The sequence below is a fragment of the Streptomyces sp. PsTaAH-137 genome, from assembly GCF_003259365.1.
Classification (GTDB): domain Bacteria; phylum Actinomycetota; class Actinomycetes; order Streptomycetales; family Streptomycetaceae; genus Streptomyces.
The window spans coordinates 217,419-240,089 of the sequence record NZ_QLLY01000015.1 but is presented as its reverse complement, the minus strand read 5'-3'; the positions used below and the strand labels follow the sequence as shown (position 1 = coordinate 240,089).

The following is a 22,671-nucleotide window of genomic DNA, read 5'->3' as shown; positions in this document are numbered from 1 at the left end:
CTGTACATCGCCAACGGCATCTCGGGCGCGATCCAGCACCGGGCCGGTATGCAGACCTCGAAGACGATCGTCGCGGTCAACAAGGACGCCGAGGCCCCGATCTTCGACCTGGTCGACTACGGCATCGTCGGCGACCTGTTCGACGTCGTGCCCCAGCTCACCGAAGAGGTCACAACCCGCAAGGGCTGAACCGAACCTCGTACGACGGATCCGTACGGCGTCGCGCCCGGGTGCTCACAGCTCCTGGGCGCGGCGCCGTACGGCGTAGTAGCCCGCCGCGCCCACCGAACCGGCGATCAGCGCGCCGCCCAGCGCGATCTGCACCGTGCTCCACTGTCCGAGCGAGCCGCCGTCACCGGCGTGCACTCCGTGCAGCTGTGTGCCGCCTTCCCCCGCCACCTTGAGGGTCTGCCGGGCCACCGTGCCGCTCTCGCAGGTCACGGAGACCGGATAGGTGCCCGGGCGGGCGCCGGACGGCACCTCGAAGCTGCCGCTGACGCCCTTCTCGTACTCGGCCTGACGCAGCGTGAACTCCCCCGCTCCGAGGCTGTCCGCGTCGCCGGTCGCCGTGGAGTCGTCGCCGCACGCGGTGGTACTGGCCAGCACGCTCGCGCCGGGGCGCGCGTCGGCCGGATCGAGCACGAGACCCGTCGCCGTCCCGGCCTCCGGGACCTCCTCCGGCACCTCCTCCGGGATCTCCTCCGGGTTCTCCTCCGAAGCGGGGGCCGAGGGCGGGGCGGTCCAGGAGGGAGTGTCGCCCCATCCGTCGTCCCCGTCGGACGGAGCCGCGGCGCACACGGGCGCCCCGAGCAGGAGCAGGGCTGCAGTGGCGGTCGACAGGGGCACGGTACGGCGCATGCGGTTCCTCTCGGGCGCGGCCGGCGGTCGGCCACAGGTGCGGATCTGGTCCGCGACCGAGCAAACCGCGCGACCGTGCCCGCCGCCCGCCGGGGCGTCGAGTCGGGTGAGCAACGGTGCACGTGCGGGTGACCCCCGGCGTCCGCCCGGTGGCCACCCGCCCGAGAAACTTCTCCGCGCAGATCCTGCGGCGTCGTGCGCCGCCCGCCCTTACACGTACCCCCTGATGTGGTGCGCCTGGTGCGCCTCGACGAGCTTGACCCGGGCCGCCTCCAGGCGGTGCGCCATCACCTCGGCGACGCCGTGCAGCAGGGCCACACCCAGCGCCGGTTCGATGTCGCACAGGGCGCGCACGGTGGAACCGTCGAATTCATAGGCGCGCACCGGGCTGTCCGCTTCGGCGCCGAAGTCCCATTCGTAGGGCGGGAAGAGCCAGGACCAGCCGAGGAGATCACCCGGCCCGAGCGGGTCGACGGGCAGCCTGGCCCGGTCGGAGACGCGCACGTCGAGCGTGACTGTTCCGGTCCTGACGATCCAGAAACAGTCTGCGCGGTCCCCTTCCTCGAAGATCCGGGAGTCCTGGGGGAAGGACACCTCTCGGGCGAGAGGCATCAGCCGTTCGCGATAGGCGCGGGGCAGTCGGTTCAGCAGTCGTGTCCGGTCCGTCATGGCGGAACACCTCCACCGTCGGGTCATTCCAGCGTACGTACGTCCCGGGCGTACCGATCGTCGAAGTGGGCGGCGGCCGGATGGCGGTAACGGATCGCGAGCGGCCGGTCACGCACCTACGGTGCCCGCATGGTGATCTTCATCCGACCTCGTGCCCTGGTCAGCAAGGCGTTCGTGACGTCGGGCGTGTGCGCGGCGCTCGTCGCCGGGGCGGCCGCCGGTCCCGCGCACGCCGCGCGGAACGCCGCCGGGCCGCCCGCCGTGCCCTCCCTCTCGGCGCTGTCCTGGGAGGTCATGGACGCCCGTACGGGGACCGTCCTGGCGGCCAGGGCGCCGCACCGCAGGCTGCCGCCGGCCAGCACGCTCAAGACGCTGTTCGCGGTGACGGTCCTGCCGCATCTGCGGCAGGACGCGGTGCACCGGGCGTCGTGGGCGGACCTGGCGGAGGTCGCCGAGGGCAGCAGCGAGGTCGGGGTCGCCGAGGGGCACCGGTACACGGTCGCCGACCTGTGGCGCGGTGTCTTCCTCAGCTCCGGCAACGACGCCGTGCACACCCTGGCCCGGCTGAACGGCGGCCTGTCGCGGACGCTGGCCCAGATGCAGGCCACCGCCCGCCGGATCGGTGCCCGCGACACCCAGGTCCGCTCCCCCGACGGGTTCGACACCCCGGGCCAGTACTCCAGCGCCCACGATCTGGCCCTGATCGCCCGCGAAGGGTTCAAGAACCCGGACTTCCGCCGGTACATGGGGACGAAGTTCGCGCGCTTCCCGGCGTCCGGGGGCCCGGACGCGTACGAGATCCAGAACACCAACCGGCTGCTCGTCGGCTCGCACGGCGTGGAGCCCTACCCCGGCCTCATCGGCGTCAAGAACGGCTACACCACGCAGGCAGGCACCACGCTGGTCTCGGCCGCGACCCACAAGGGCCGCACGATCCTGGTGACCGTGATGAACCCTCAGGACGGCGACTTCAACGAGGTGTACGAGGAGAGCCGCACGCTGCTCGACTGGGGGTTCGCCACCCCGGCGCCGCAACCGCCGAAGCAGCAGGCCGGTCCGCTGCGGGCCGCGGCCGCCCCCGCGACCGCGCCGACGCACCAGGAGGAGGCCGCGGAGGCTCCCGGCCTGACCCGCCATCTCGGCGCGGCCGCCGCCCTGCTCGTCCTGACCTGCGTGCCGCTGATCGTCCGCCGCCGCCTGCGGGCCCGCCGCATTCGGTCCTAGGGTGTGCGCCGAGGTACCCGAGCGTCCGGGGCGTCGGCGGCACGGCCGTCCGCGCCCCGGTGCCCGGCGTTCAGCAGATAGCTCACCTTGACCCGCAGCACCCACGGGTCGACCGGCTTCACCAGCAGGTCGGCGACGCCCAGATCGATCGCGGTCTGGGCGAGGGCGCTGGTGCCGATCCCCGTCACGAGCACGATGGGGATGTCCCGGGTCTGGTCGAGCCGGAGCAGATAGTCGGCCACTTCGAGGCCGCTGATGCCGGGCATCCGCACGTCGAGCAGGATCACACCGATGCCGCCGCGCAGCGCGATCTTCAGGGCGTCGTCGCCGTTGTCCGCGCAGACGACGGGGACGCCGAGCGGGGCGAGCGCCGCCTCCAGCACCCGCAGATTGGTCTCACGGTCGTCCACCAGGAGGACCTTCGCGGAGTCGCTCATGAGTTCTCAACTGCCTCCGTGGTAGCGCTCCTTGGAGGTTCGAGATTACGGTGCCCGGTCCGCCCGGGGCGACCGGTCCGCGCAGATGGAACCCGTGGTCCGGGGCGTACCGTGTCCTGATCGTCACCTCGCGGGGCTGCTCAAAGATCGCCCGGGCGGGGTACGTTGCCGGGCTGCGGCCCCCACCCGTGACCCGCCCGTCCCTCGTCCGCGGAGAGCAGGAACATGCAGGAACTCGACGTGCCCCGGCTGACGGAGCCGCCCGTGGCGGGCGGTCTCGCGGACTCGGTGTTCGATGCGGCGGGACGGACGCCGGACCGCGTCCAGTTCTCGCTGACCGCGCCCGGCCTGCGGTGGGAGCCGGTCACCGCGCGCCGGTTCGCCGGCGAGGTCCTCGCGGTCGCCGGAGGACTCCTTGCGCAGGGCGTCGGCTTCGGGGACCGGGTGGCCGTCATGTCGCGCACCCGGTACGAATGGACGCTCGCCGCCTACGCGTTGTGGTCGATCGGCGCCGTGGTCGTGCCCGTCTATCCGACGTCCTCCACCGAGCAGGTGCGCGACATCCTCCGGGACACGGGCGCCATCGGCTGCTTCGTCGAGAACGAGAACCACGCCATGACGGTGGCCGCCGCGCACGGCCCGCACCACCCGCTGACCCGGCTGTGGCAGATGGACCAGGGCGCCCTCGACACGCTGCGGGCCGAGGGCGCCGCCGTCGATCCGGCGTACGTCCACCGGCTCCGCGCCGCCGTGACGCCCGAGCACACGGCGCTGATCTGCTACACGTCCGGGACGACGGGCCGCCCGAAGGGCTGTGTCCTCACCCACGCCAACATGATCGCGGAGTGCGACACCCTGTCGACGGGCTGGGGCTGTCTGCTGGCCGCGCCCGGCGAGGAGGCGTCGCTCGTGGCGTTCCTGCCGCTGGCGCACTGCTACGGCCTTGTCGTGGTGGTCAGTTCGGTGCGGTTCGGGGTCAACGTGGCCTTCCAGCCGGACCCTTCGCCGCAGGCGCTGCTGCCGACCCTCGCCGCGTTCCGTCCCACGTTCCTGTACGCCGTGCCGTACATCTTCGAACGCCTCTTCCGCGCCGCACGCCTGAAAGCCCGTCAGAACGGGCGCAGCGCCGTCTTCGAGCGGGCGGTGAGGTCGGCGGTGCGCTACGCGGCGGCCGAGCAGCTCGGGAAGGCGGGGCAGGGCAGCGGTCCCGGGCCTCGGCTCAGACTGCGGCACGCGCTCTACGACCGGCTCGTGTACGCCCGGGTGCGGGCGGTGCTCGGCGGGCGGGTGCGCAACGCCGTCTCCGGCGGCTCGCCCCTCGCCCGCGAACTCGGTCTCTTCCTCGCGGGCTGCGGGATCACCGTCTACGACGGGTACGGGCTGACCGAGACCGCCGCGGCCGTGACCGCGCAGCCGGTGGGCGCGGTGCGGCACGGGACCGTCGGGCGGCCGCTGCCCGGCAACGCCGTGCGCATCGCCGAGGACGACGAGATCCTGGTCCGGGGCGACGTGGTCTTCGCGGGCTACTACAACGATCCGCGGGCGACGGAGGCGGTGCTGCGCGACGGCTGGTTCAGCACCGGTGACCTCGGCCGGCTCGATCCGGACGGCTATCTCGTCATCACCGGCCGCAAGAAGGACATCATCATCACCAGTGGCGGCAAGAGCATCTCGCCGCTGCTGCTCGAGGAGGAGCTGCGGGCCCATCCGCTGATCTCGGGCTGTCTGGTCGTCGGCGACAACCGCCCGTACGTGGCCGCCCTGATCACCCTCGACGAGGAGTCGGTGGCCTGCTGGCTCGCGCTCAAGGGCCGCGACCCGCAGGAGCCCGCCGCGCTGGTGACGGACGAGGAACTGCTCGGGCATGTCCGGCGGGCGGTGTCCCGGGCCAACTCCCGTGTCTCGCGGGCCGAGTCCATCCGCACGTTCCGGATCCTGCCGCACGAGTTCGGCTCGCGCGAGGGCCTGATGACCCCGTCGCTGAAGATCCGGAGGTCGGCGGTGATCCAGCGGTACGCGCGGGAGATCGACGAGTTGTACGGGACCCGAGCGAGCCGCCGTTCCGTCTGATTCGTCCCCATGATGACCGGAGTTCGCCTTGTGCGGGCTCCGGTCCTTGCTCACCCTGGGCACCGCAGCAGCGCCGCAGGGCCCTCTCCCGGCCGCGCCCGTCGAGCCCGGGGAGGACCGTTGACCTCGCCTTCGCACCGGTTGCGCAGCAGGCTGCTGCGCCGCCCACGCCCCGAGGAGCCCAAGGTCTCCACGGCGGAACGGGAGTTGTTCGGCGGGCCGCTGCGCTACGACACGGGCTGGGCCTCGCACCAGAACGCCTTCCTCGATCTGTCGCTCCTCACCGCGCTGCGGGCCATGCCCCGGCTGGTCCTCGGCACCCTGCGCCGCGCCTGGCACGCCGACCGGGGCGCGCTGCTGGCCGTCGGTGTCAGCGAGATCGGCCAGGGCATCGCCGCCGCGGTGAACCTGCTGGTCCTCAACTCCGTGATGCACACCCTGCTCTCCGACGGCTCGGCGGCCGGGCGGGTGCGGGAGGCGCTGCCCGCCCTGCTGGTCGGCGCCGCCGTCGCCACCGTCAACGCCCTGCTCGCCTCCTGGTCGACGTCCGGGGCGGGACGCCTGGAACCGCTGGTCGAACGGGTGGCGACCACCGAGTATCTCGACGCCGCCCAGGCGGTGGAGCTGGAGGCCATCGAGGATCCGGCGTTCCGGCGCCTGCTCGACGTGGCTTTCTACGGTGCGGCGTCCGCGCGCCGCATGATCTCGGCGTGTGTCGCCGCGCTCAACGGGGTCATCTCCCTCGTCGCCACCGCGTCCATCCTCAGCGTGCTGCACTGGGCGCTGCTGCCGATGCTCCTGCTGATCGCCGCGCCGCGCGGCTGGGGCGCGATGCGGGTGGCGCAGGAGCGGTACGTGTCGGTGCTGAACTGGGTCGAGCACCTGCGCGCGAGCCGCCTGATCGGCACCCTGCTGACCGAGCGCAGCGCCGCCCAGGAGGTGCGGCTGCACGCCGTCGGTCCCACGCTCCTGGAGCGCTACCGGGACATGGCGGAGAGCGCCGAGAGCGAGCAGCGGCGCCTGGCGAACGGCAAGGCCGGTACCGAGCTGCTGGCCACCGCCCTGTCGGGAATCGCGCTCGCGGCCACGTACGGGGTGATGTTCTGGCTGATCACGACGGGCGCCATGAGCCTGGCGATCGCCGGGACGGCGGTCGTCGCCGTGCGGACCGGGTCGGCGAGTCTGGGCACGCTGGTGATGAACGTCAACCAGTTGCACGAGGAGTCGCTGTACGTCCAGGACCACGAGAGATTCCTCGTGGAGGCCGCCCGGCGGACCATTCCCGCCGGGGGCGAGACGCCGCCCGAGCGGATCGACGCGGTGGTCCTCGACAAGATCAGCTACCGCTATCCGGACCGGGCCGAACCGGCCCTGGACGAGGTGTCGCTGACGGTTCCGATGGGATCGGTGACCGCGGTCGTCGGGGAGAACGGCAGCGGCAAGTCGACCCTGATGAAGATCATCAGCGGGCTGCTCGTCCCGCACGCCGGTACGGTCCACTGGGGCGGCAGACCGCTCGACGGGCTCGACCGGGCCCTGGTCTTCGAGCGGGTCAGCCAGCTCACCCAGGACTTCCAGCGCTGGCCGATGACGGCCGCCATGAACATCCGCATCGGTCGGCCGCGGCGGTCCGCGTCCGCCGAGGACCTGGAGCCGTCGGCCCGGTACGCGGGCGCGACGTCGGTGATCGCGCGGCTGCCGGACGGGATGGGCACTCTCCTCGCCCGCATGTTCCGCGGGGCGAGCGAGCTGTCGGGCGGGGAGTGGCAGAAGTTCGGCCTGGCGCGCACCCATTGGCGCGACAGGACCGCTGCGGCGGACGGTGTCCTGATCGTGGACGAGCCGACGTCCGCGCTCGATCCGGAGGCGGAGATCGAGGCGTTCGACCGGCTGCGGGGCCTGGCGGGTCCCACGCGCGCGGTGGTGCTGGTGACCCACCGGATGTCCGGGGTGCGCTGGGCGGACACCATCCATGTGCTGAGCCGGGGCCGCGTCGTGGAGTCGGGCAGCCACGACGAACTGCTCGCGGCCGGCGGGCGGTACGCCACCATGTTCCGCACGCAGGCGGCTCAGTACGGCCACGAAGGCCCTCCGGTCTCCCGCCCCGCGGAGCCCCCCGCAACAGCGTGATCGCCGCCTCCGCTTCCCGGCCATATGTCCGGCGGTGCCGGGACGGGCCAGGGAGGCGCAGATCACACGTGTGCGCGTGCGCGCGTCCGTTTCCCGCCGGAGGTTCACTCCGACACCATCCACCCCACGCGCATCCCGGGGCGGCCCGCTGCCGGGCTGAGCACGGTGTGACCGCGCGGGACGCACGGGACGAGGGGGAACCGCACGGTCCGGATCGCGCCAGAGATCACCGGCGGGGCCGTTTGACCGACAACACGGTTGCCCAACTTGCTGCTGCGGAAAGGGGGTTGTCTCGCCGCTCGGGTGGGGGTATGCCAGGGGCACCGCCACAACACCGCGCCCCCACCACTGCGAGGAGGCCATGCCCGCCTACCACGACACCGACGCCGCATTCGGCATGAGAGCGCCGCATCCCGAGGACCCACGGGTCGTCGCGCTGTGGGGCGAACTCGACATCCTCGCCGCGCATCATCTGGCGGACCGACTGCAGAACCTGTTCCCCGGGCAGGGCGGCACGCTCGTCGCCGATCTGCGCGACGTGACGTTCCTGGACTGCAGCGGTCTGTCGATGCTCCTGCGCGTCCAGGAGCGGCTGCGCGCACGGCAGGCGCGCCTCATCCTGGTCCTGACCGATCCGTTCCTGCTGCGCGTGATCCGGCTCGCCGGTCTGGCGGACGCACTCCGGGTCGCCGCCGACCTGGACTCGGCTCTCTCCTGGCCGACCCGGGACGTACCGGCCTGAGGCACAAAACCCGCCGGGAGCCACGTGCTCCCGGCGGGCACGACTCTGCCCTCGGGGCGTACGGCCCGGTCAGCCGCGGCCCCGCGGCACCGTCGGCGGCGCCGTCAGACCCGCCGCGACGAAGGCGACCACGGTCGCCGTGCGCGGGAAGGAGGCGGCTTCCGCGGGCATCTTGGCCAGCGGCCTGCCGTAGGTCTCCATGACGACGCTGAAGGCGAGCCGGCAGCGTTCGGTGACCTCCTGCGGGGCCAGCTGCGGCAGCGCCCGACCGACCATCACCTCGAAGGGCGCCGGAACGAACAGGCTGGAGGCGTTCGGCAGTTGTCCGGTGGGCAGCGCCGAGCGCGCCAGCAGGTGGCACAGCACCCGGCCGTCGCGGGTCGCGACGAGATCGGCGAACGGCTCGACCAGGGCGGCGGCCATCTCCGCCACGTCGGGCCCGGCCGCCCCCGCGTCCTTGAGGAACCGCATCCGGTCGGTCCACAGCGGCCGCAGCTCGCGCTCCAGGAGGGCCGTGACCAGCCCCTCCCGCGAGCCGAAGTGATAGTGCACGGCCCCCGGGTTCAGCGCGGCCTCCGCGTTGATCGCGCGCAGGGAGACCTGGTCGGCGCCCTTCTCCAGGAAGAGTCGCTTCGCCGCGTCGAGCAGCCGCTCGCGCGTCGGGGTGTCCGGGTGCGTCATGCCCACCATTCCACCACGTCAGCCCGTCTTCCGATCACTGTCCAATCAGTGATTGAATAGTGCTTGGAACAAACCGGTCGTGAAAGGTGCGGCCGGGTGAGAGGAGTCCGTCATGGGCACGTACGTGATCACTGGGTCCGCCTCGGGAATGGGAGCCGCGGCCGCGGCCCGGCTGCGCTCGGCCGGGCACCGGGTGATCGGTGTCGACCTGCGGGACGCCGACGTCGTCGCCGACCTCGGCGGCGCGGAGGGCCGTGCGCACGCGGTCCGCGAGATCCTGGCGCTGAGCGGCGGCACCCTGGACGGTGTGGCCGCGGTCGCTGGTGTCGGACCGAGCGTGCGGAGCGCCGCCGTCGTCGTCTCGATCAACTACTTCGGTCCCGTCGCACTGCTCGACGCGCTGCGGCCGGCCCTGGAGCGGTCCGGCGCGGGCCGCGCCGTCGTGATCAGCTCGAACTCGGCGAGCACCGTCCCCGTCATCGACGACGAGCTGGTGGAGCTGCTGCTGGCCGGCGACGAGGAGGCGGCCCGCAAGCGCGCGGCGGCGGCACAGAACGCCCTGCCCGCGGCGACCCTGGAGAGCGCGCCGAGCATCGTCGCGTACGCCACCTCGAAGCTGGCGCTCGCCCGCTGGGTGCGGCGCACCGCCGTCACCCCGCAGTGGGCCCGCCGGGGCATCCTGCTGAACGCGATCGCGCCGGGCGCCGTCCTCACCCCGCTGATGACCGGCTCCACCGGCGTCTCCGAGGCCCCGGACGCGGACGACTTCCCGACGCCGATGCCGCTCGGCGTCTTCGGGGAGGCGGCGGACATCGCCTTCTGGATCGAGCAGTTCCTGCGTCCGGAGGCCCGCTTCACCACCGGTTCGATCCTGTACGTCGACGGGGGCACGGACGCGGCGATGCGCGCCGACGCCCAGCCGTCGGCGCTGCGCATGTGAACCGTCGCGGCCCCGGCCGCACCGCGCCCGTCAGGCCCGTTCGTGCACCGTCCGCCCGCACCCTTCGCCCGGGAGACCGTCATGACACAGCCCGCCCTGTTCGGCCCGGCCCGGCTCGGGCCGCTGACGCTGCGCAACCGGTTCCTCAAGGCCGCCACGTTCGAGGGGATGACGCGCGGGTCGCAGGTCTCCGACGAGCTGATCGCCTTCCACCGCCGGCAGGCGGCCGGCGGGGTGGCGATGACCACGGTCGCGTACTGCGCGGTCGCTCCCGAGGGGCGTACGGAGCGCCACCAGCTCTGGATGCGGCCCGAGCTGCTGCCCGGTCTGCGCCGCCTCACGGACGCCGTGCACGCCGAGGGCGCGGCGGTCTCGGCGCAGATCGGGCACGCGGGCCCGGTGGCCGACCCGCGCTCGAACGGGCTGCCCGCGCTCGGTCCGTCCGCGCGCCTCGGGGCGCAGAGCCTGACCCGGATCAGGGCGGCGAGCCACGACGACATCGCCCGGATCACGCGTGCGCACGCGGAGGCGGCCCTGCTCGCCGTCGAGGCGGGGTTCGACGCGGTCGAGATCCATCTGGGGCACAACTACTTCGCGAGCGCCTTCCTCAGCCCGCGGCTCAACCACCGCGACGACGCCTACGGCGGGGACCTCGCGGGCCGCGCCCGGGTCGCCCGCGAGACGGCGCGGGCCGTGCGGGACGCCGTCGGCGACCGGATCGCGGTCCTCGCCAAGCTCAACATGGACGACGGTGTCCCCGGCGGTCTGTGGCTGGACGAGAGCATCCAGGTGGCCCGCGGGCTGGAGGCCGACGGCAGCCTCGACGCCCTCGAACTCACCGCGGGCAGTTCGCTGTTGAACCCGATGTACCTGTTCCGCGGCGACGCGCCGCTGCGGGAGTTCGCGGCCGCGATGCGCAACCCGGTGGTGCGGCTCGGGGTGCGCGCGGTCGGCAGCCGGTTCCTGCACGCCTATCCGTACGAGGAGGCGTATCTCCTCGACAGCGCCCGTCAGTTCAGGGCGGCGCTGGCTCTTCCGCTGGTCCTGCTGGGCGGCATCACGCGGCGCGAGACCGCGGAGCGCGCTCTGGCGGAGGGCTTCTCGTTCGTGGCGATGGCCCGGGCGCTGCTGCGCGAGCCCGACCTGGTCCACCGGATGGAGCGGGAGCCCGGCACCCGCTCACTGTGCATCCACTGCAACAAGTGCATGCCGACGATCTACAGCGGGACCCGGTGCGTCCTGGCACCTTCCCCCTGAGGCCGGGGCGCTACGCGCTCGGGAGCCGCCCGCGCAGGGTGGCGGCGAACTCCTCGGCGCGGGCGAGCTGGGTCCGCAGATCGGCGACCCGGCGCTGCGCGGCCTCCTCGAAGTGACGTACACGGTCGAGGAGTTGTTCGCGTTCGGCGTCGGGCAGCCGGTCGCCGCCGTCGAGGAGGTCGGTCGCGGCCAGCAGGTCGCGCATCTCGTCGAGGGTGAAGCCGAGCGGTTTCATCCGGCGGATGACCATCAGGCGGGCGACGTCGGCCTCGGTGTAGAGGCGGAAGCCGCCCTGGGAGCGGGCCGACGGGATGACAAGGCCGGTCTCCTCGTAGTGCCGGATGGTGCGCAGCGACAGCTCGGTCCGTGCGGCGACCTCGCCGATCTGCATGTGCTCGCCGCTCACGCGCCGCTCTCCTCGTCCCGTGCCCCCGTCGGACGCGAGGGCGGCTGCGATCTCTACCGTAACGTTAGGGTAGAGTTCCCGCGGTGCTGGGGACAGTGGTGTCGCCCGGCACCCCTATGGTGCGGGATCACTGCTCCGTACCGTCAATCCGGGGCCGGGTCCGCCCGCCTCCTTCCGCACGTTCCAGGCTGCCGGGCGTGCCCGATCACGACAGGTACCGCCCGTGTCCGCTCCTGCCCTCTCCCCCGTCTCACGCCTGCGCGGCCTGCGACCCGACTGGATCCGCGACCCCAAGGTGTGGCGCACGGAGGTGCTCGCCGGTCTGGTCGTCGCGCTCGCCCTGATCCCCGAGGCGATCTCCTTCTCGATCATCGCCGGGGTGGATCCCCGGATCGGGCTGTTCGCGGCGTTCACCATGGCGGTGACGATCTCGGTCGTCGGCGGGCGACGCGCGATGATCTCGGCGGCGACCGGCGCCGTCGCCCTGGTCACCGCACCCCTCAACCGCGAGCACGGCCTCGGTCATCTGGTCGCCTGCGTCATCCTCGCCGGTGTCTTCCAGGTCGTCCTCGGCGCGCTCGGCGTCGCGAAGCTGATGCGGTTCGTGCCGCGTTCGGTGATGGTCGGCTTCGTCAACGCCCTCGCCGTCCTGATCTTCATGGCCCAGGTGCCGGAGATGACCGACGTGCCCTGGGCGGTCTATCCCCTCATCGCCGCGGGCCTGGTCCTGATGGTGCTCTTCCCGAAGGTCACCAAGGCGGTCCCGGCGCCGCTGGTCTCCATCGTCATCCTGACCGTCGTCACGGTGGCGGCCGGGATCGCGGTGCCGACCGTGGGCGACAAGGGCGAGCTGCCCTCCGCGCTCCCGGTGCCGGGGCTGCCCGACGTGCCGTTCACCCTGGACACCCTGACGACGATCGCGCCGTACGCGCTCGCCATGGCGCTCGTGGGCCTGATGGAGTCGCTGATGACGGCCAAGCTGGTCGACGACATCACCGACACCCGCTCGAACAAGACCCGTGAGTCCATCGGCCAGGGCATCGCCAACATCGTCACCGGTCTCTTCGGCGGCATGGGCGGCTGCGCGATGATCGGCCAGACCATGATCAACGTAAAGGTGTCGGGAGCCAGGACCCGGCTGTCCACGTTCCTCGCGGGGTCGTTCCTGATGGTGCTGTGCATCGTCTTCGGGCCGGTCGTCTCGGACATCCCGATGGCGGCGCTGGTCGCGGTGATGGTGATGGTGTCGTTCGCGACGTTCGACTGGCACTCCATCGCGCCCAGGACGCTCCGGCGGATGCCCGCGGGCGAGATCACGGTCATGGTGATCACCGTCGCGGTCGTGGTCGCCACCTCCAACCTCGCCATCGGCGTCGTCGTCGGATCGGTCACGGCGATGGTGGTGTTCGCCCGGCGGGTGGCACACCTCGCCGAGGTCACCGCGGTCGTCGACCCCGACGGCGGCCAGGTCGTCTACCGGGTCACGGGCGAGCTGTTCTTCGCGTCCTCCAACGACCTGGTGACCCGGTTCCAGTACGCGACCGACCCGGACAAGGTCGTGATCGATCTGTCCGCGACGCACATCTGGGACGCCTCGTCCGTGGCGGCGCTCGACGCGATCGAGACCAAGTACGCGCAGCGCGGCAAGCAGGTCGAGATCATCGGCCTCGACGCGCCCAGCGCCCGGCTCCACGACCGGCTCAGCGGGGAGCTGACCGCGGGGCACTGAGCGACCGCGGTCCGGGCCGGGCGCTGCTCAGTAGTAGCCCTTGGAGCCGTCGAGGAGTTCGCGCACGATGTCCGCGTGTCCCGCGTGCCGGCCGGTCTCCTCGACGAGGTGGATGAGCATCCAGCGGAGGTTGGCCTTGGCCGCGCGGTGGTCGTTGCGGCCGATGTCGTCGAGGGAGGCAGCGGCGACGATCTCGTTGCTCCGGGCGCACTGGGCCTCGTAGTCCGCGAGCAACTGCTTCAGCGTGGTGCCGTCGGTGCGCCAGTCGGCGTCCTCGTCCTCCTCGCCGAAGGAGGGGTTGGGTGTCTCGTCGCCGTCGAGGAACATCACCTCCAGCCAGGTGTGCTCCACCCATCGCATGTGGCTGATGAGCCCGGCCATCGTCATGGCCGGGGACGACGGGACGACACTGCGGTGCGCGTCCGCCTCGCTCAGGCCCTCGCACTTCCAGCGCAGGATCTGCCGCTGAAGGTCCAGCCAGCCGATCAGTGCGGTGCGCTCGTCGGCCTGGAACGGGGGACGTTCATGCGTGAAGGTCATAGCCGGGGACCGTAGCGGGCGCGCCTCCCCTTGTCGCCGGGTTTTCGGCGGCGGTGCGCGGACCCGGACGGCTTCGGCGTCAGCGCCGGATTTCCGCACATACTCCCTAAGAGGGGAATGATGCGTTGAAACCGTTGCACGGGCAATGCGGGATGTCAGTCAGAGATCCAGTCCGACTCCGACCAGCAGGAGGGCGATCGACATGACGTTCCGCGATCCGCAGGACAACTGGTGGGCCCGTGTGTTTGCCGCCCGGTGGGTCGAGAAGAGACCGTCGCCGCCGCGCAGGCGACCGGAGCACCTTCCCCGGCCCCGGGGCACGGTGCCGAGGATTCCGTCGCAGCGGACCGAACCGCCGTTCTGAGGGCTCCGGCCCGACCGATGATCCCCGACCCCGGAAGGTGATGCGACGGCCAGACATGGGACCGGCCCCGCTGTGTGCCGCCGGTGGCGTACTCGCGCCGCCGACGGGTGCGTGCACGGCGGGGCCGGTTCATGACCGCTCCGGGGAAGCCGGTCCGACCCAGCGGCGATAGACGTTCACGTCGACGTTGCTGCCGCACACGATCGTGACCACATGGCGGCCCGCGAAACGCTCGGGATCCTCCAGGAGCGCCGCGACGCCGAGTGCGGCCGACGGTTCGACGACGAGGCCCGCGTGATCGAGGAGCAGCCGCATTCCGGCGATGATCGAATCCTCCCGGACCAGGACGGCGTCGTCGGCGGTCAGCAGGAGGTCGTTCAGCACGGCCGGGATGGGATGCCGGCCGGCGACGCCGTCGGCGATGGTGCGGGCCGTGCCGGTGGTGACGATCCGCCGCTCACGCCAGGAAAGGGTCAGCGCGGGTGCGCCCAGCGGCTGGACGCAGACCACCTCGACCCCGGGTGCCAGGGACTTCAGTACGTGTCCCACTCCCGTGGCCAGTGCTCCACCGCCGAGGGCGATCAGGACGGTGTCGAACTGCGGCGCCTGCGCCGCCAGTTCAAGGCCGATGGTCGCCGCGCCCTCGCAGGTCTCGATGTCCAGGCTGTCTTCCACCAGCCGGATGCCGTGCTCCCGCGCGAGGGCCGCCGCGCGCTCCCGGGCGGCCTCGTGGTCACCGTCCACCAGTTCGAGCCGGGCGCCCAGCGCGCGGACGCGGTCGAGCTTGGCGCGCGTCGCGGCGCGGGAGGCCACGACGGTCACGTCGAGCCCGCGGCCGCGCCCGGACCAGGCGAGGGCCTGGCCCAGATTGCCGGCGCTCGCGCACACGGCGGCCCGCTCGCCCCGGTCGGCGAGCAGGGTCGCCACCACCTCGGTGCCGCGTCCCTTGAAACTGCGGACGGGGTTGGCCGTTTCGAGCTTGACGCTCACCGCGCAGCCGAGGACGGCTTCCAGCGCTTCGCAGGGGTAGAGCGGCGTGTCGAGGAAGACCGGGTCGATCATCCGGCGGGCCGCGCGGACACGTGCGAGGTCGAGACGCGTTTCCTGCATGGCACGGGAGCGTAGGGCGATCGGGCCGGGCGCGTCGCTTCACATACGAGGACGCCGATGGCCGGGACATGCCTCCCCCGCACAGCACGTACCTGGATCAGGTTCCCGCTTTGGGCACATCAGGTGAACCGGCGAGTGCGTCTCCCCGTCCGGATCCCCGGCACGGACTACGCAGGTTCTGACCGACAGCTCCACGCGAAGGAAGCGACCTGCCGAATGCCGTCCACGGAGATCGACCCGACCACCCACGAAGAATCGGATTCCGAGGCCGCCCACGCGCGGCGGCCCGGTGGGATCGTGGTGAAGTGGCTGAGCACGACCGACCACAAGACCATCGGCACGATGTACCTCACGACATCGTTCCTCTTTTTCCTCGTCGGCGGCGTCATGGCGCTGTTCATGCGCGCCGAACTCGCCCGTCCCGGCACGCAGATCCTGTCGAACGAGCAGTTCAACCAGGCGTTCACCATGCACGGCACCGTCATGCTGCTGATGTTCGCCACACCGCTGTTCATCGGCTTCACCAACTGGATCATGCCGCTGCAGATCGGCGCTCCTGACGTCGCGTTCCCGCGGCTGAACATGTTCGCCTACTGGCTCTACCTGTTCGGCTCGCTGATCGCGATCGGCGGCTTCCTCACCCCGCAGGGTGCCGCCGACTTCGGCTGGTTCGCCTACAGCCCGCTGTCGGACGCCGTCCACTCGACGGGCATCGGCGCCGATATGTGGATCATGGGTCTGACCTTCCAGGGCTTCGGCACGATCCTCGGCTCGGTCAACTTCATCACGACGATCGTGTGCATGCGCGCGCCCGGTCTGACGATGTTCCGGATGCCGATCTTCACGTGGAACGTACTGCTGACCGCTGTCCTGGTCCTGCTCGCCTTCCCCGTCCTCGCGGCCGCGTTGCTCGCGCTGGAGGCGGACCGCAAATTCGGGGCGCATGTCTTCGACGCGGCGAACGGCGGCGCGCTGCTCTGGCAGCACCTCTTCTGGTTCTTCGGTCACCCGGAGGTGTACATCATCGCGCTGCCGTTCTTCGGCATCGTCTCGGAGGTCATCCCGGTCTTCAGCCGCAAGCCGATCTTCGGTTACTCCGGGCTGGTCGGCGCCACCATCGCCATCGCGGGCCTTTCGGTGACGGTGTGGGCGCACCACATGTATGTCACGGGCGGGGTACTCCTCCCCTTCTTCTCCTTCATGACCTTCCTGATCGCCGTACCGACGGGTGTGAAGTTCTTCAACTGGATCGGCACCATGTGGAAGGGCTCGTTGTCGTTCGAGACCCCGATGCTGTGGTCGATCGGGTTTCTCGTCACGTTCCTCTTCGGTGGTCTGACCGGTGTGATCCTGGCGGCGCCGCCGCTGGACTTCCACATCTCCGACTCGTACTTCGTGGTGGCGCACTTCCACTACGTCGTCTTCGGCACGGTCGTCTTCGCGATGTTCTCGGGCTTCCACTTCTGGTGGCCGAAGTTCACCGGGAAGATGCTGGACGAGCGGCTCGGCAAGATCACGTTCTGGACGCTGTTCTGCGGGTTCCACGGCACGTTCCTGGTGCAGCACTGGCTGGGTGTCGAGGGGATGCCGCGTCGTTACGCGGACTACCTCGCGGCCGACGGCTTCACCGCGCTGAACACGATCTCGACGATCTCCTCGTTCGTGCTGGGTCTGTCGATGCTGCCGTTCTTCTACAACGTCTGGAAGACCGCAAAGTACGGCAAGAAGATCGAGGTCGACGACCCGTGGGGCTACGGCCGTTCGCTGGAGTGGGCGACTTCCTGCCCGCCGCCGCGGCACAACTTCGTCACGCTGCCGCGCATCCGTTCGGAATCCCCGGCGTTCGACCTGCACCACCCCGGCATCGCCGTCCTCGACCACGCGCAGAATCCGCACGAGGCCGCGTCCGCATGAGCGCGGAGCACGATGTCGAGACCGGGATCCGGCAGATGGAGGGCTATCTGCTGTGGAACTCGAAGGTGGCCGAAGCCCGTGCACAGGCCGAGGCGATCACCCGGCAGCTCGACTGGCTCACCACGGCGCAGCGCGAGGAGGTCGAGCGGGCCTTCGTCACGGAACGCCTGGCGTTCCACAAGGCGGCGCTGGAGCGCGTCGCGGTGCGCGCGGAGGAGTTGCGGGGCGAGTACCAGCAGCGTTACACGAGGCTGAAGGCGCGGTGCATCGGATGGTGCGCGATCGGCTTCGGTGTCACCGCGGGCCTCTTCGCCTACGTCGCCAACAACTGACGGGCAGTGAGAGTACGGCTGGACGGCGGGGCGGGCCGACCGAAGCGTTCTTCGTGGCGCGGTCGGCCCGCCCTCTCTCGTGAGACAGACCGTTCTCCCTTGCGGTTCGCTACCCTGGACGCATGAGTCAGAGCGCACGAGGAAGAGGCCCGTCGGAAGCGCGGGCGCGGCTGCTCGACACGGCGACCAGGATCTTCTACGCGGAGGGGATCCACTCCGTCGGCGTCGACCGGATCATCGCGGAGGCGCAGGTCACCCGGGCCACGCTGTACCGGCACTTCACCGGCAAGGAAGACCTCGTCCTGGCCTACCTCGACCAGGCGGACCGGGAGATGCGGGGGCTGGCCGAAACCGCCCAGGCGGCGGAGGAGTCGGCGGCCGACAAGATCCGCGCCGTCTGCCGGACCATCACGGCGGGCATCCAGTCCCCCGGCTTCCGGGGCTGCGCCTTCCTCAACGCGGCTGCGGAGTACCCCGACCCCGAGCACCCGGTCCACCGGGCCGTGCTGGCGCATCGTCAGTGGTTCCAGGACACCGTCACGGACCTGCTGAGCCGGACCGGCGACACACCCGCCGAGGCGGCGGCCCGCCATCTCGTCATGCTCCGCGACGGGGCGATGGCGTCCGGCTGCCTGTCCGACCCGAAGCGGGTCTCCGAGACGTTCCTCCAGGGCGTCGAAGGAATCCTCCAGGTCCGCGGCGCATGACCGAGGCCGTCGGCGGGGACGTCCGCCGACGGCCGGGCTCGTGGAGTCAGTTCTTGCGGGAGGCGCGCCTCAGTCGCAGGGCCGACACGAGGAAGAAGATTCCGCCCGGGACGGCGTAGCCGATCGCGCTGGTGAGCGTGGGCTTGTCGGCACCGGCCGACGCGACGAACGAGGCACCGGCGAGCGCCGAGATGGCACCGCTGAGGATCATCGGCCACTGGCCGCCCATCGCGCGGCGGGAGACGGCGACGATCAGTTGCACGAGGCCGGCCACGAACGCCCAGGCTCCCCACACGCGCAGCACCGCCGGAATGCCGGACGCGGAGGCGACACCCACGCCTACGGCCGCGGCGAGGCTCACGGCCATGTTCACGTAGAGCAGTCCCGGCGACCCGGTGGCGCGCGACGATCGCGCGTCGACGACGGCCGCCCCCACGTCGAACAGCGGATACAGCACGAGCAGCGCGGCCCCGGCCGGGCTGATCTCGTCCGCCATCGTGAACATCACGAGGGCCCAGACGATGGCGAACGCGAACCGGACGAAGTACAGGCGCCGCAGCGCTGTGGCCGCGGGCGTCTCCGTGGTGGTGAGGCCGGTCGGAGCAGCAGTGGTGCTCACGGTGATCCCTTTCGGTAGGTGCGTGAACGCGTGGATGAGGCCTGGATGACGCGTGGATACGTGGATGCGGGGAGGAGAGCAGGGCCCGAGAGCCTTAGAGAGAACGAACGTTCTGCCTCATTAGCTTGGCGACGGGGGCCTGGCTTGTCAAGACCGAACGTTCTCCCTCGCCGGACTCGGGCTAAGTTAGGCATGCCTAATAAGGGCGCGTCCCAGCCGGCCCAGCTGTTAGGGCCCCTAGATGTATGGAACTGGCTCCGTTGATCGCGATACCGAAGCTCGCTGCCGTGCTGCCCGATCTCAGCCCCTGGCGTTCCAGCAGGGACTTCCGGCTCCTCTGGGGGCAGGGGCTGATCACGACGTTCGGCAGCTTCATGGCGCTGATCGCCCTGCCGCTCCAGATCAAGGACATGACGGATTCGCCCCTCGCGGTGGGCGCCATGGGGGCCGTCGAGCTGGTGCCCCTGGTGGTGTTCGGGCTGTACGGCGGGGCGCTCGCGGACGCCGTGGACCGGGCCAGGGTCATCGTGCTGACCGAGGTGGGGCTGGGTCTCCTCGCGGGCGTGCTGCTGATCAACTCACTGCTGCCGGAGCCGCTGTTGTGGCCGTTGTACGTGGTGGCGGCGGGTGTGGCGGCGCTGGCGGGCCTTCAGCGGCCCGCGATGGATTCGCTGCTGGCCCGGATCGTCCCGCACGGCCAACTCGCCGCGGCCGCCGCCCTGAACGCCCTCCGGTGGCAGGCCGGCGCCATCGCAGGTCCCGCGCTCGCGGGCCTGGTCGTGGCCTACGCGGGCAGCACGACGGCGTACGCCACCACGGTGGGCTGCTTCGTCGTTTCGGTGCTCATGTGCCGCAGGCTCTCCGCCTCGCCTCCGCACGAGAACGCCGCCAGGCCGTCGCTGCGAGGGATCGTCGAGGGGGCGCGCTACGCCTGGTCGAAGCCCGTCCTGCTGGGTACCTACGCGGTGGACATGGCGGCGATGTTCTTCGCCTTCCCGAACACGATCTTCCCGTTCCTCGCGGACGAGTTGAACGCGGACTGGTCCCTGGGCCTCATGTACGCCGCCGGGTCGATCGGTTCCCTGGTCGTCAGCCTGACGAGCGGCTGGGTGTCGCGCACCCGTCGCCACGGCCTGCTGGTGGTCTTCGGCGCGGGCGGCTGGGGCCTGGCCATCGCGGCCGCCGGGTGGACGTCGAACATCTGGCTGGTCCTGATCTGCCTGGGTCTCGCGGGCGCCGGTGACATGCTCAGCGGCCTCGGCCGCTCGACCATCTGGAACCAGACCGTCCCCGACGAACTGCGCGGCCGGCTCGCCGGCATCGAAGTCCTCTCCTACAGCGTCGGCCCCCAGCTCGGCCAGGTCCGCGCGGGCGCCATGGCCGGCTGGTCCGGCGTCCGCCCCGCCGTCTGGACCGGCGGCCTGGCCTGCGTCGCCTCGGTCGGCCTGCTCGCCGCCGCCCTCCCCAAGCTCCTCACCTACGACGCCCACACGGACGAGGACGCCCGACGGCGTGCCGCCCTGAGCGGCGAGCACTCCGCCTAGAACGCGCTCACACCCCGGCCTCGTTGAGCGGCGACGCGAAGGAGACGTCGCGGCCGACGCGGACCGACCACGGCTGACACAACCTCCAAGGCCGGCGCCGCACACGCACCGCTCTTTGGTCGATGAGACAAGCATTCGCCATGCGTCTATGAGATTGTGCATGGCAGATGCAAGATAAGGAGCGTAGTTCGGGGCGCGGATGCCGTCGCTCCGGCCAGGCCCGGAAGGCGAGGTCCCCCCCATGGTCATGCCCACCCTCGACGGCGGCAGTGTCGGCCACGGACCTCTGACATCCGCGCGCGCCTCCTCCCGCCGCCCCGACGCGCGCATCGCCCATGTCATCGCCCAGGCCCTCGGTGACGCGCGCACGGTCCTCAACGTCGGAGCGGGTACGGGATCGTACGAGACCGCGGCGCACACCTTCACCGCGGTCGAGCCGTCCCTGGCCATGCGCGCCCGGCGGCCCGCGCAGCTCGTCACCGCCATCGACGCCGTCGCCGAGGACCTCCCCTTCGGCGACGGGCAGTTCGACGCCTCGATGGCGCTCTTCAGCGTTCAGGACTGGACGGACGCCGATGCCGGACTGCGGGAGACGCGCCGGGTCACCCGCGGTCCCGTCACCGTGCTGACCTGCGACCCCGCGCGCGTACGCGACTTCTGGCTCTACGAGTACGCGCCCGATGTCCTGGAGACCGAAGCGCGCCGCTTCCCTTCCCTCGACCGGCTGGCCACCGCGCTCGGCGGTACCGTCTCGGTCCAGCCGGTCCCGGTGCCGCTGGACTGCACCGACAGTTTCAACGAGGCGTACTACGGCCGTCCGGAACTCCTCCTCGACCCCGCCGCCCGCCAGCCCTGCTCGGCCTGGAGCTTCATCGACGACCGCGCGCGCCAGGACTTCGACCTCTCCCTGCGCCACGCCCTGGGCTCGGGCGCCTGGGACGAGGCCTTCGGGCATCTGCGCGGCCGCCCGACGTACGACGGATCGCTCGTCCTGCTGCGGGCCCTCCCCTGACATCGGCAGCCACACACACCCCGCGGAACGAAAGGCAGCGGACGCATGCCCGACCCCGGTCGCCGCAACGGCCTGACGGCGCCGCCCCACCCACGGTCGAAGCGCTCGGACGCCGAGGGCAACCGTGCCCGCATCGTCGAGATCGCGAGCGCGGCCTTCGCCTGCTCCCCCGACGCCACGCTCCAGTCGATCGCGAAGGCGGCCGGCGTGGGCCAGGGAACCATGTACCGGCACTTCCCCAGTCGTGAGGCACTGCTGCTCACCGTCTACCGGGCCGAGGTCGACGCACTCGTCCAAGCCGCCCCGCGCCTGCTCGCGGAGCACGAATCCCTGCGGGCGCTGCGTCTCTGGTTCGGGCGGCTCGCCGCGTACGGCCGCGTCAAGCAGGGGGCGTCGCAGGCTCTGGAGGCGGCCACTCGCGCCGACCTCGGAAGCCGCAGCTACCCGCAGGTCGCCGCCGCGCTCGACCAGCTCCTCGGCGCCTGCGAGGCCGCCGCACCCCTACGGCCCGGCACCAACGCCGACGAGGTCCTTCTGCTCGTGTCGTTCCTGTGGAAAGTGGACGACGGCCCCGACTGGCACGAACGCACCGACCGCATGCTGAGCATCGTCGTCGACGGACTGCGCGGCACCGCACCACACGTGTGAGCCCCGAGGAAGACCGCTCACTCGTAGCGGTACTTCAGCGACTCCGCCTCCACGCGCTCGACGTCGGCGATCGTCATCTCCGGGATCCGCAGCTGGGCGAGGGTGACCTCGGCCGAGGTCGGCTGGGCGTCCGCCGGCAGCCACTGCTCCGGCTTCCAGGCGCCGCTGCGCAGCAGCGACTTGGGGCAGTGCGGGTAGACCTCCTCGATGCCCACCACCAGCGCGCTGGCCGGCGGCTTGCCCACGGCGGTCAGCCGTGACAGCAGCTCCGGGCGGGTGGAGACGACAGCCCGGCCGTTCACCCGCAGGGTCGTGGTCCGGCCGGGGACGAGGAACAACAGCCCGGCCCGTCCGGTGGCGATGACGTTCTGCAGGGTGTCGAGGCGCTTGTTGCCGGTCGCGTCCGGTATCGCCACCGTCCGCTCGTCCAGCACGGAGACGAATCCGGCGGGGCCGCCGCGCGGGGAGACGTCGCAGTTGCCCTCGGCGTCCGCGCTGGCGACCAGGACCAGTGACGCGCAGCCGATCAACCGCTGGGTCTGCGGGGTGAGTTCGGTCATCTGCTTGCGTCTGGCCGCGTCGCTGGGAAGCGCGTAGGCCCGCCGCAACGCCTCCTGGTCCCGCACGGAGTCGAGGCGGAGCGAGTCGAAAGCACTTCCGGCAAGGGAGGTTGTCATGCCTGTGACCCTAACGAGCCGGTCCGCGGCCGATCGCCGGGGGCGGGAGAGGCCGGACCGG

General features: G+C 71.4%; 21 protein-coding genes and 2 pseudogenes. 14 read left to right on the top strand and 9 right to left on the bottom strand.

Annotated elements, in window-relative coordinates; all coding sequences use genetic code 11:
- Positions 1 to 189: pseudogene (locus K377_RS29925) on the top strand (FAD-binding protein); the annotation flags it as partial.
- 45 nt (positions 190 to 234) lie between these two features.
- On the opposite strand, the gene K377_RS29920 reads toward K377_RS29925, so the two are convergent.
- Together K377_RS29920 and K377_RS29915 are read right to left on the bottom strand one after the other, a co-directional pair.
- Complete coding sequence (locus K377_RS29920) at positions 235 to 858, bottom strand: hypothetical protein (RefSeq protein WP_111666683.1); 624 nt, start codon at positions 856 to 858, stop codon at positions 235 to 237.
- A gap of 210 nt (positions 859 to 1,068) precedes the next feature.
- Positions 1,069 to 1,527: a cyclic nucleotide-binding domain-containing protein gene (locus K377_RS29915; RefSeq protein ID WP_111666682.1), complete on the bottom strand. Its 459-nt coding sequence runs from the start codon at positions 1,525 to 1,527 to the stop codon at positions 1,069 to 1,071.
- A 129-nt stretch (positions 1,528 to 1,656) separates the two neighbouring features.
- Here K377_RS29915 and K377_RS29910 point away from each other — a divergent pair, with 129 nt between their 5' ends.
- A complete protein-coding gene (locus tag K377_RS29910; RefSeq protein ID WP_111666681.1) occupies positions 1,657 to 2,751 on the top strand; it encodes a D-alanyl-D-alanine carboxypeptidase family protein in 1,095 nt (364 codons plus the stop codon).
- On the opposite strand, the gene K377_RS29905 is transcribed toward K377_RS29910, so the two are convergent.
- The gene (locus K377_RS29905; protein ID WP_237551944.1) at positions 2,748 to 3,188 is read right to left on the bottom strand and encodes a two-component system response regulator; all 441 of its coding nucleotides are present in this window, start codon (positions 3,186 to 3,188) and stop codon (positions 2,748 to 2,750) included. The genes K377_RS29910 and K377_RS29905 overlap by 4 nt on opposite strands.
- Before the next feature lie 225 nt (positions 3,189 to 3,413).
- Here K377_RS29905 and K377_RS29900 point away from each other — a divergent pair, with 225 nt between their 5' ends.
- From K377_RS29900 to K377_RS29890, 3 genes are all read left to right on the top strand, one after another.
- A complete protein-coding gene (locus K377_RS29900) occupies positions 3,414 to 5,258 on the top strand; it encodes a long-chain fatty acid--CoA ligase (RefSeq protein ID WP_111666680.1) in 1,845 nt (614 codons plus the stop codon).
- Between the two features lie 12 nt (positions 5,259 to 5,270).
- A complete protein-coding gene (locus K377_RS29895) occupies positions 5,271 to 7,388 on the top strand; it encodes an ABC transporter ATP-binding protein (protein WP_111666709.1) in 2,118 nt (705 codons plus the stop codon).
- Positions 7,389 to 7,749: 361 nt separating this feature from the next.
- On the top strand, positions 7,750 to 8,130 hold the full coding sequence (locus tag K377_RS29890) for an STAS domain-containing protein (RefSeq protein ID WP_111666679.1): 381 nt from the start codon (positions 7,750 to 7,752) through the stop codon (positions 8,128 to 8,130).
- 69 nt (positions 8,131 to 8,199) lie between these two features.
- On the opposite strand, the gene K377_RS29885 is transcribed toward K377_RS29890, so the two are convergent.
- Positions 8,200 to 8,811, bottom strand: coding sequence for a TetR/AcrR family transcriptional regulator (locus tag K377_RS29885; RefSeq protein WP_111666678.1), 612 nt, complete (start codon positions 8,809 to 8,811; stop codon positions 8,200 to 8,202).
- A 112-nt stretch (positions 8,812 to 8,923) separates the two neighbouring features.
- On the opposite strand from K377_RS29885, the gene K377_RS29880 reads away from it, so the two are divergent.
- Entirely contained in the window at positions 8,924 to 9,751 is an 828-nt protein-coding gene (locus K377_RS29880; RefSeq protein ID WP_111666677.1) for an SDR family oxidoreductase, read from the top strand.
- Positions 9,752 to 9,832: 81 nt separating this feature from the next.
- Positions 9,833 to 11,008, top strand: coding sequence for an NADH:flavin oxidoreductase (locus tag K377_RS29875; protein ID WP_111666676.1), 1,176 nt, complete (start codon positions 9,833 to 9,835; stop codon positions 11,006 to 11,008).
- A 10-nt stretch (positions 11,009 to 11,018) separates the two neighbouring features.
- On the opposite strand, the gene K377_RS29870 is transcribed toward K377_RS29875, so the two are convergent.
- Positions 11,019 to 11,414, bottom strand: coding sequence for a MerR family transcriptional regulator (locus K377_RS29870; protein WP_111666675.1), 396 nt, complete (start codon positions 11,412 to 11,414; stop codon positions 11,019 to 11,021).
- Positions 11,415 to 11,637: 223 nt separating this feature from the next.
- Between K377_RS29870 and K377_RS29865 the strand changes: the two genes are divergently transcribed.
- Complete coding sequence (locus tag K377_RS29865; RefSeq protein WP_111666674.1) at positions 11,638 to 13,143, top strand: SulP family inorganic anion transporter; 1,506 nt, start codon at positions 11,638 to 11,640, stop codon at positions 13,141 to 13,143.
- Between the two features lie 27 nt (positions 13,144 to 13,170).
- Here the strand turns inward: K377_RS29865 and K377_RS29860 are convergent, their stop codons facing one another.
- Positions 13,171 to 13,683, bottom strand: coding sequence for a DinB family protein (locus tag K377_RS29860; protein WP_111666673.1), 513 nt, complete (start codon positions 13,681 to 13,683; stop codon positions 13,171 to 13,173).
- A gap of 493 nt (positions 13,684 to 14,176) precedes the next feature.
- The gene (locus K377_RS29855; RefSeq protein WP_111666672.1) at positions 14,177 to 15,157 is read right to left on the bottom strand and encodes a threonine/serine dehydratase; all 981 of its coding nucleotides are present in this window, start codon (positions 15,155 to 15,157) and stop codon (positions 14,177 to 14,179) included.
- Positions 15,158 to 15,442: 285 nt separating this feature from the next.
- Between K377_RS29855 and ctaD the strand changes: the two are divergent.
- From ctaD to K377_RS29840, 3 genes and pseudogenes are all read left to right on the top strand, one after another.
- A pseudogene (ctaD, locus tag K377_RS29850) lies at positions 15,443 to 17,071 on the top strand (cytochrome c oxidase subunit I); the annotation flags it as partial.
- Positions 17,068 to 17,403 (top strand): hypothetical protein, encoded by a 336-nt coding sequence (locus tag K377_RS29845; protein WP_111666671.1) that lies wholly within the window; start codon positions 17,068 to 17,070, stop codon positions 17,401 to 17,403. The pseudogene ctaD and the gene K377_RS29845, both read left to right, overlap by 4 nt.
- Positions 17,404 to 17,525: 122 nt before the next feature.
- A complete protein-coding gene (locus K377_RS29840; protein ID WP_111666670.1) occupies positions 17,526 to 18,110 on the top strand; it encodes a TetR/AcrR family transcriptional regulator in 585 nt (194 codons plus the stop codon).
- A gap of 46 nt (positions 18,111 to 18,156) precedes the next feature.
- Here K377_RS29840 and K377_RS29835 read toward each other — a convergent pair whose 3' ends face one another.
- The gene (locus K377_RS29835; RefSeq protein WP_111666669.1) at positions 18,157 to 18,729 is read right to left on the bottom strand and encodes a hypothetical protein; all 573 of its coding nucleotides are present in this window, start codon (positions 18,727 to 18,729) and stop codon (positions 18,157 to 18,159) included.
- A 245-nt stretch (positions 18,730 to 18,974) separates the two neighbouring features.
- Here K377_RS29835 and K377_RS29830 point away from each other — a divergent pair, with 245 nt between their 5' ends.
- From K377_RS29830 to K377_RS29820, 3 genes are all read left to right on the top strand, one after another.
- Complete coding sequence (locus K377_RS29830; protein WP_111666668.1) at positions 18,975 to 20,273, top strand: MFS transporter; 1,299 nt, start codon at positions 18,975 to 18,977, stop codon at positions 20,271 to 20,273.
- A gap of 241 nt (positions 20,274 to 20,514) precedes the next feature.
- The gene (locus tag K377_RS29825) at positions 20,515 to 21,285 is read left to right on the top strand and encodes a class I SAM-dependent methyltransferase (RefSeq protein ID WP_111666667.1); all 771 of its coding nucleotides are present in this window, start codon (positions 20,515 to 20,517) and stop codon (positions 21,283 to 21,285) included.
- A gap of 45 nt (positions 21,286 to 21,330) precedes the next feature.
- Positions 21,331 to 21,933 (top strand): TetR/AcrR family transcriptional regulator, encoded by a 603-nt coding sequence (locus K377_RS29820; RefSeq protein ID WP_111666666.1) that lies wholly within the window; start codon positions 21,331 to 21,333, stop codon positions 21,931 to 21,933.
- Positions 21,934 to 21,950: 17 nt separating this feature from the next.
- Here K377_RS29820 and K377_RS29815 read toward each other — a convergent pair whose 3' ends face one another.
- Positions 21,951 to 22,610 (bottom strand): MSMEG_1061 family FMN-dependent PPOX-type flavoprotein, encoded by a 660-nt coding sequence (locus tag K377_RS29815; protein ID WP_111666665.1) that lies wholly within the window; start codon positions 22,608 to 22,610, stop codon positions 21,951 to 21,953.
- Positions 22,611 to 22,671 lie beyond the last annotated feature (61 nt).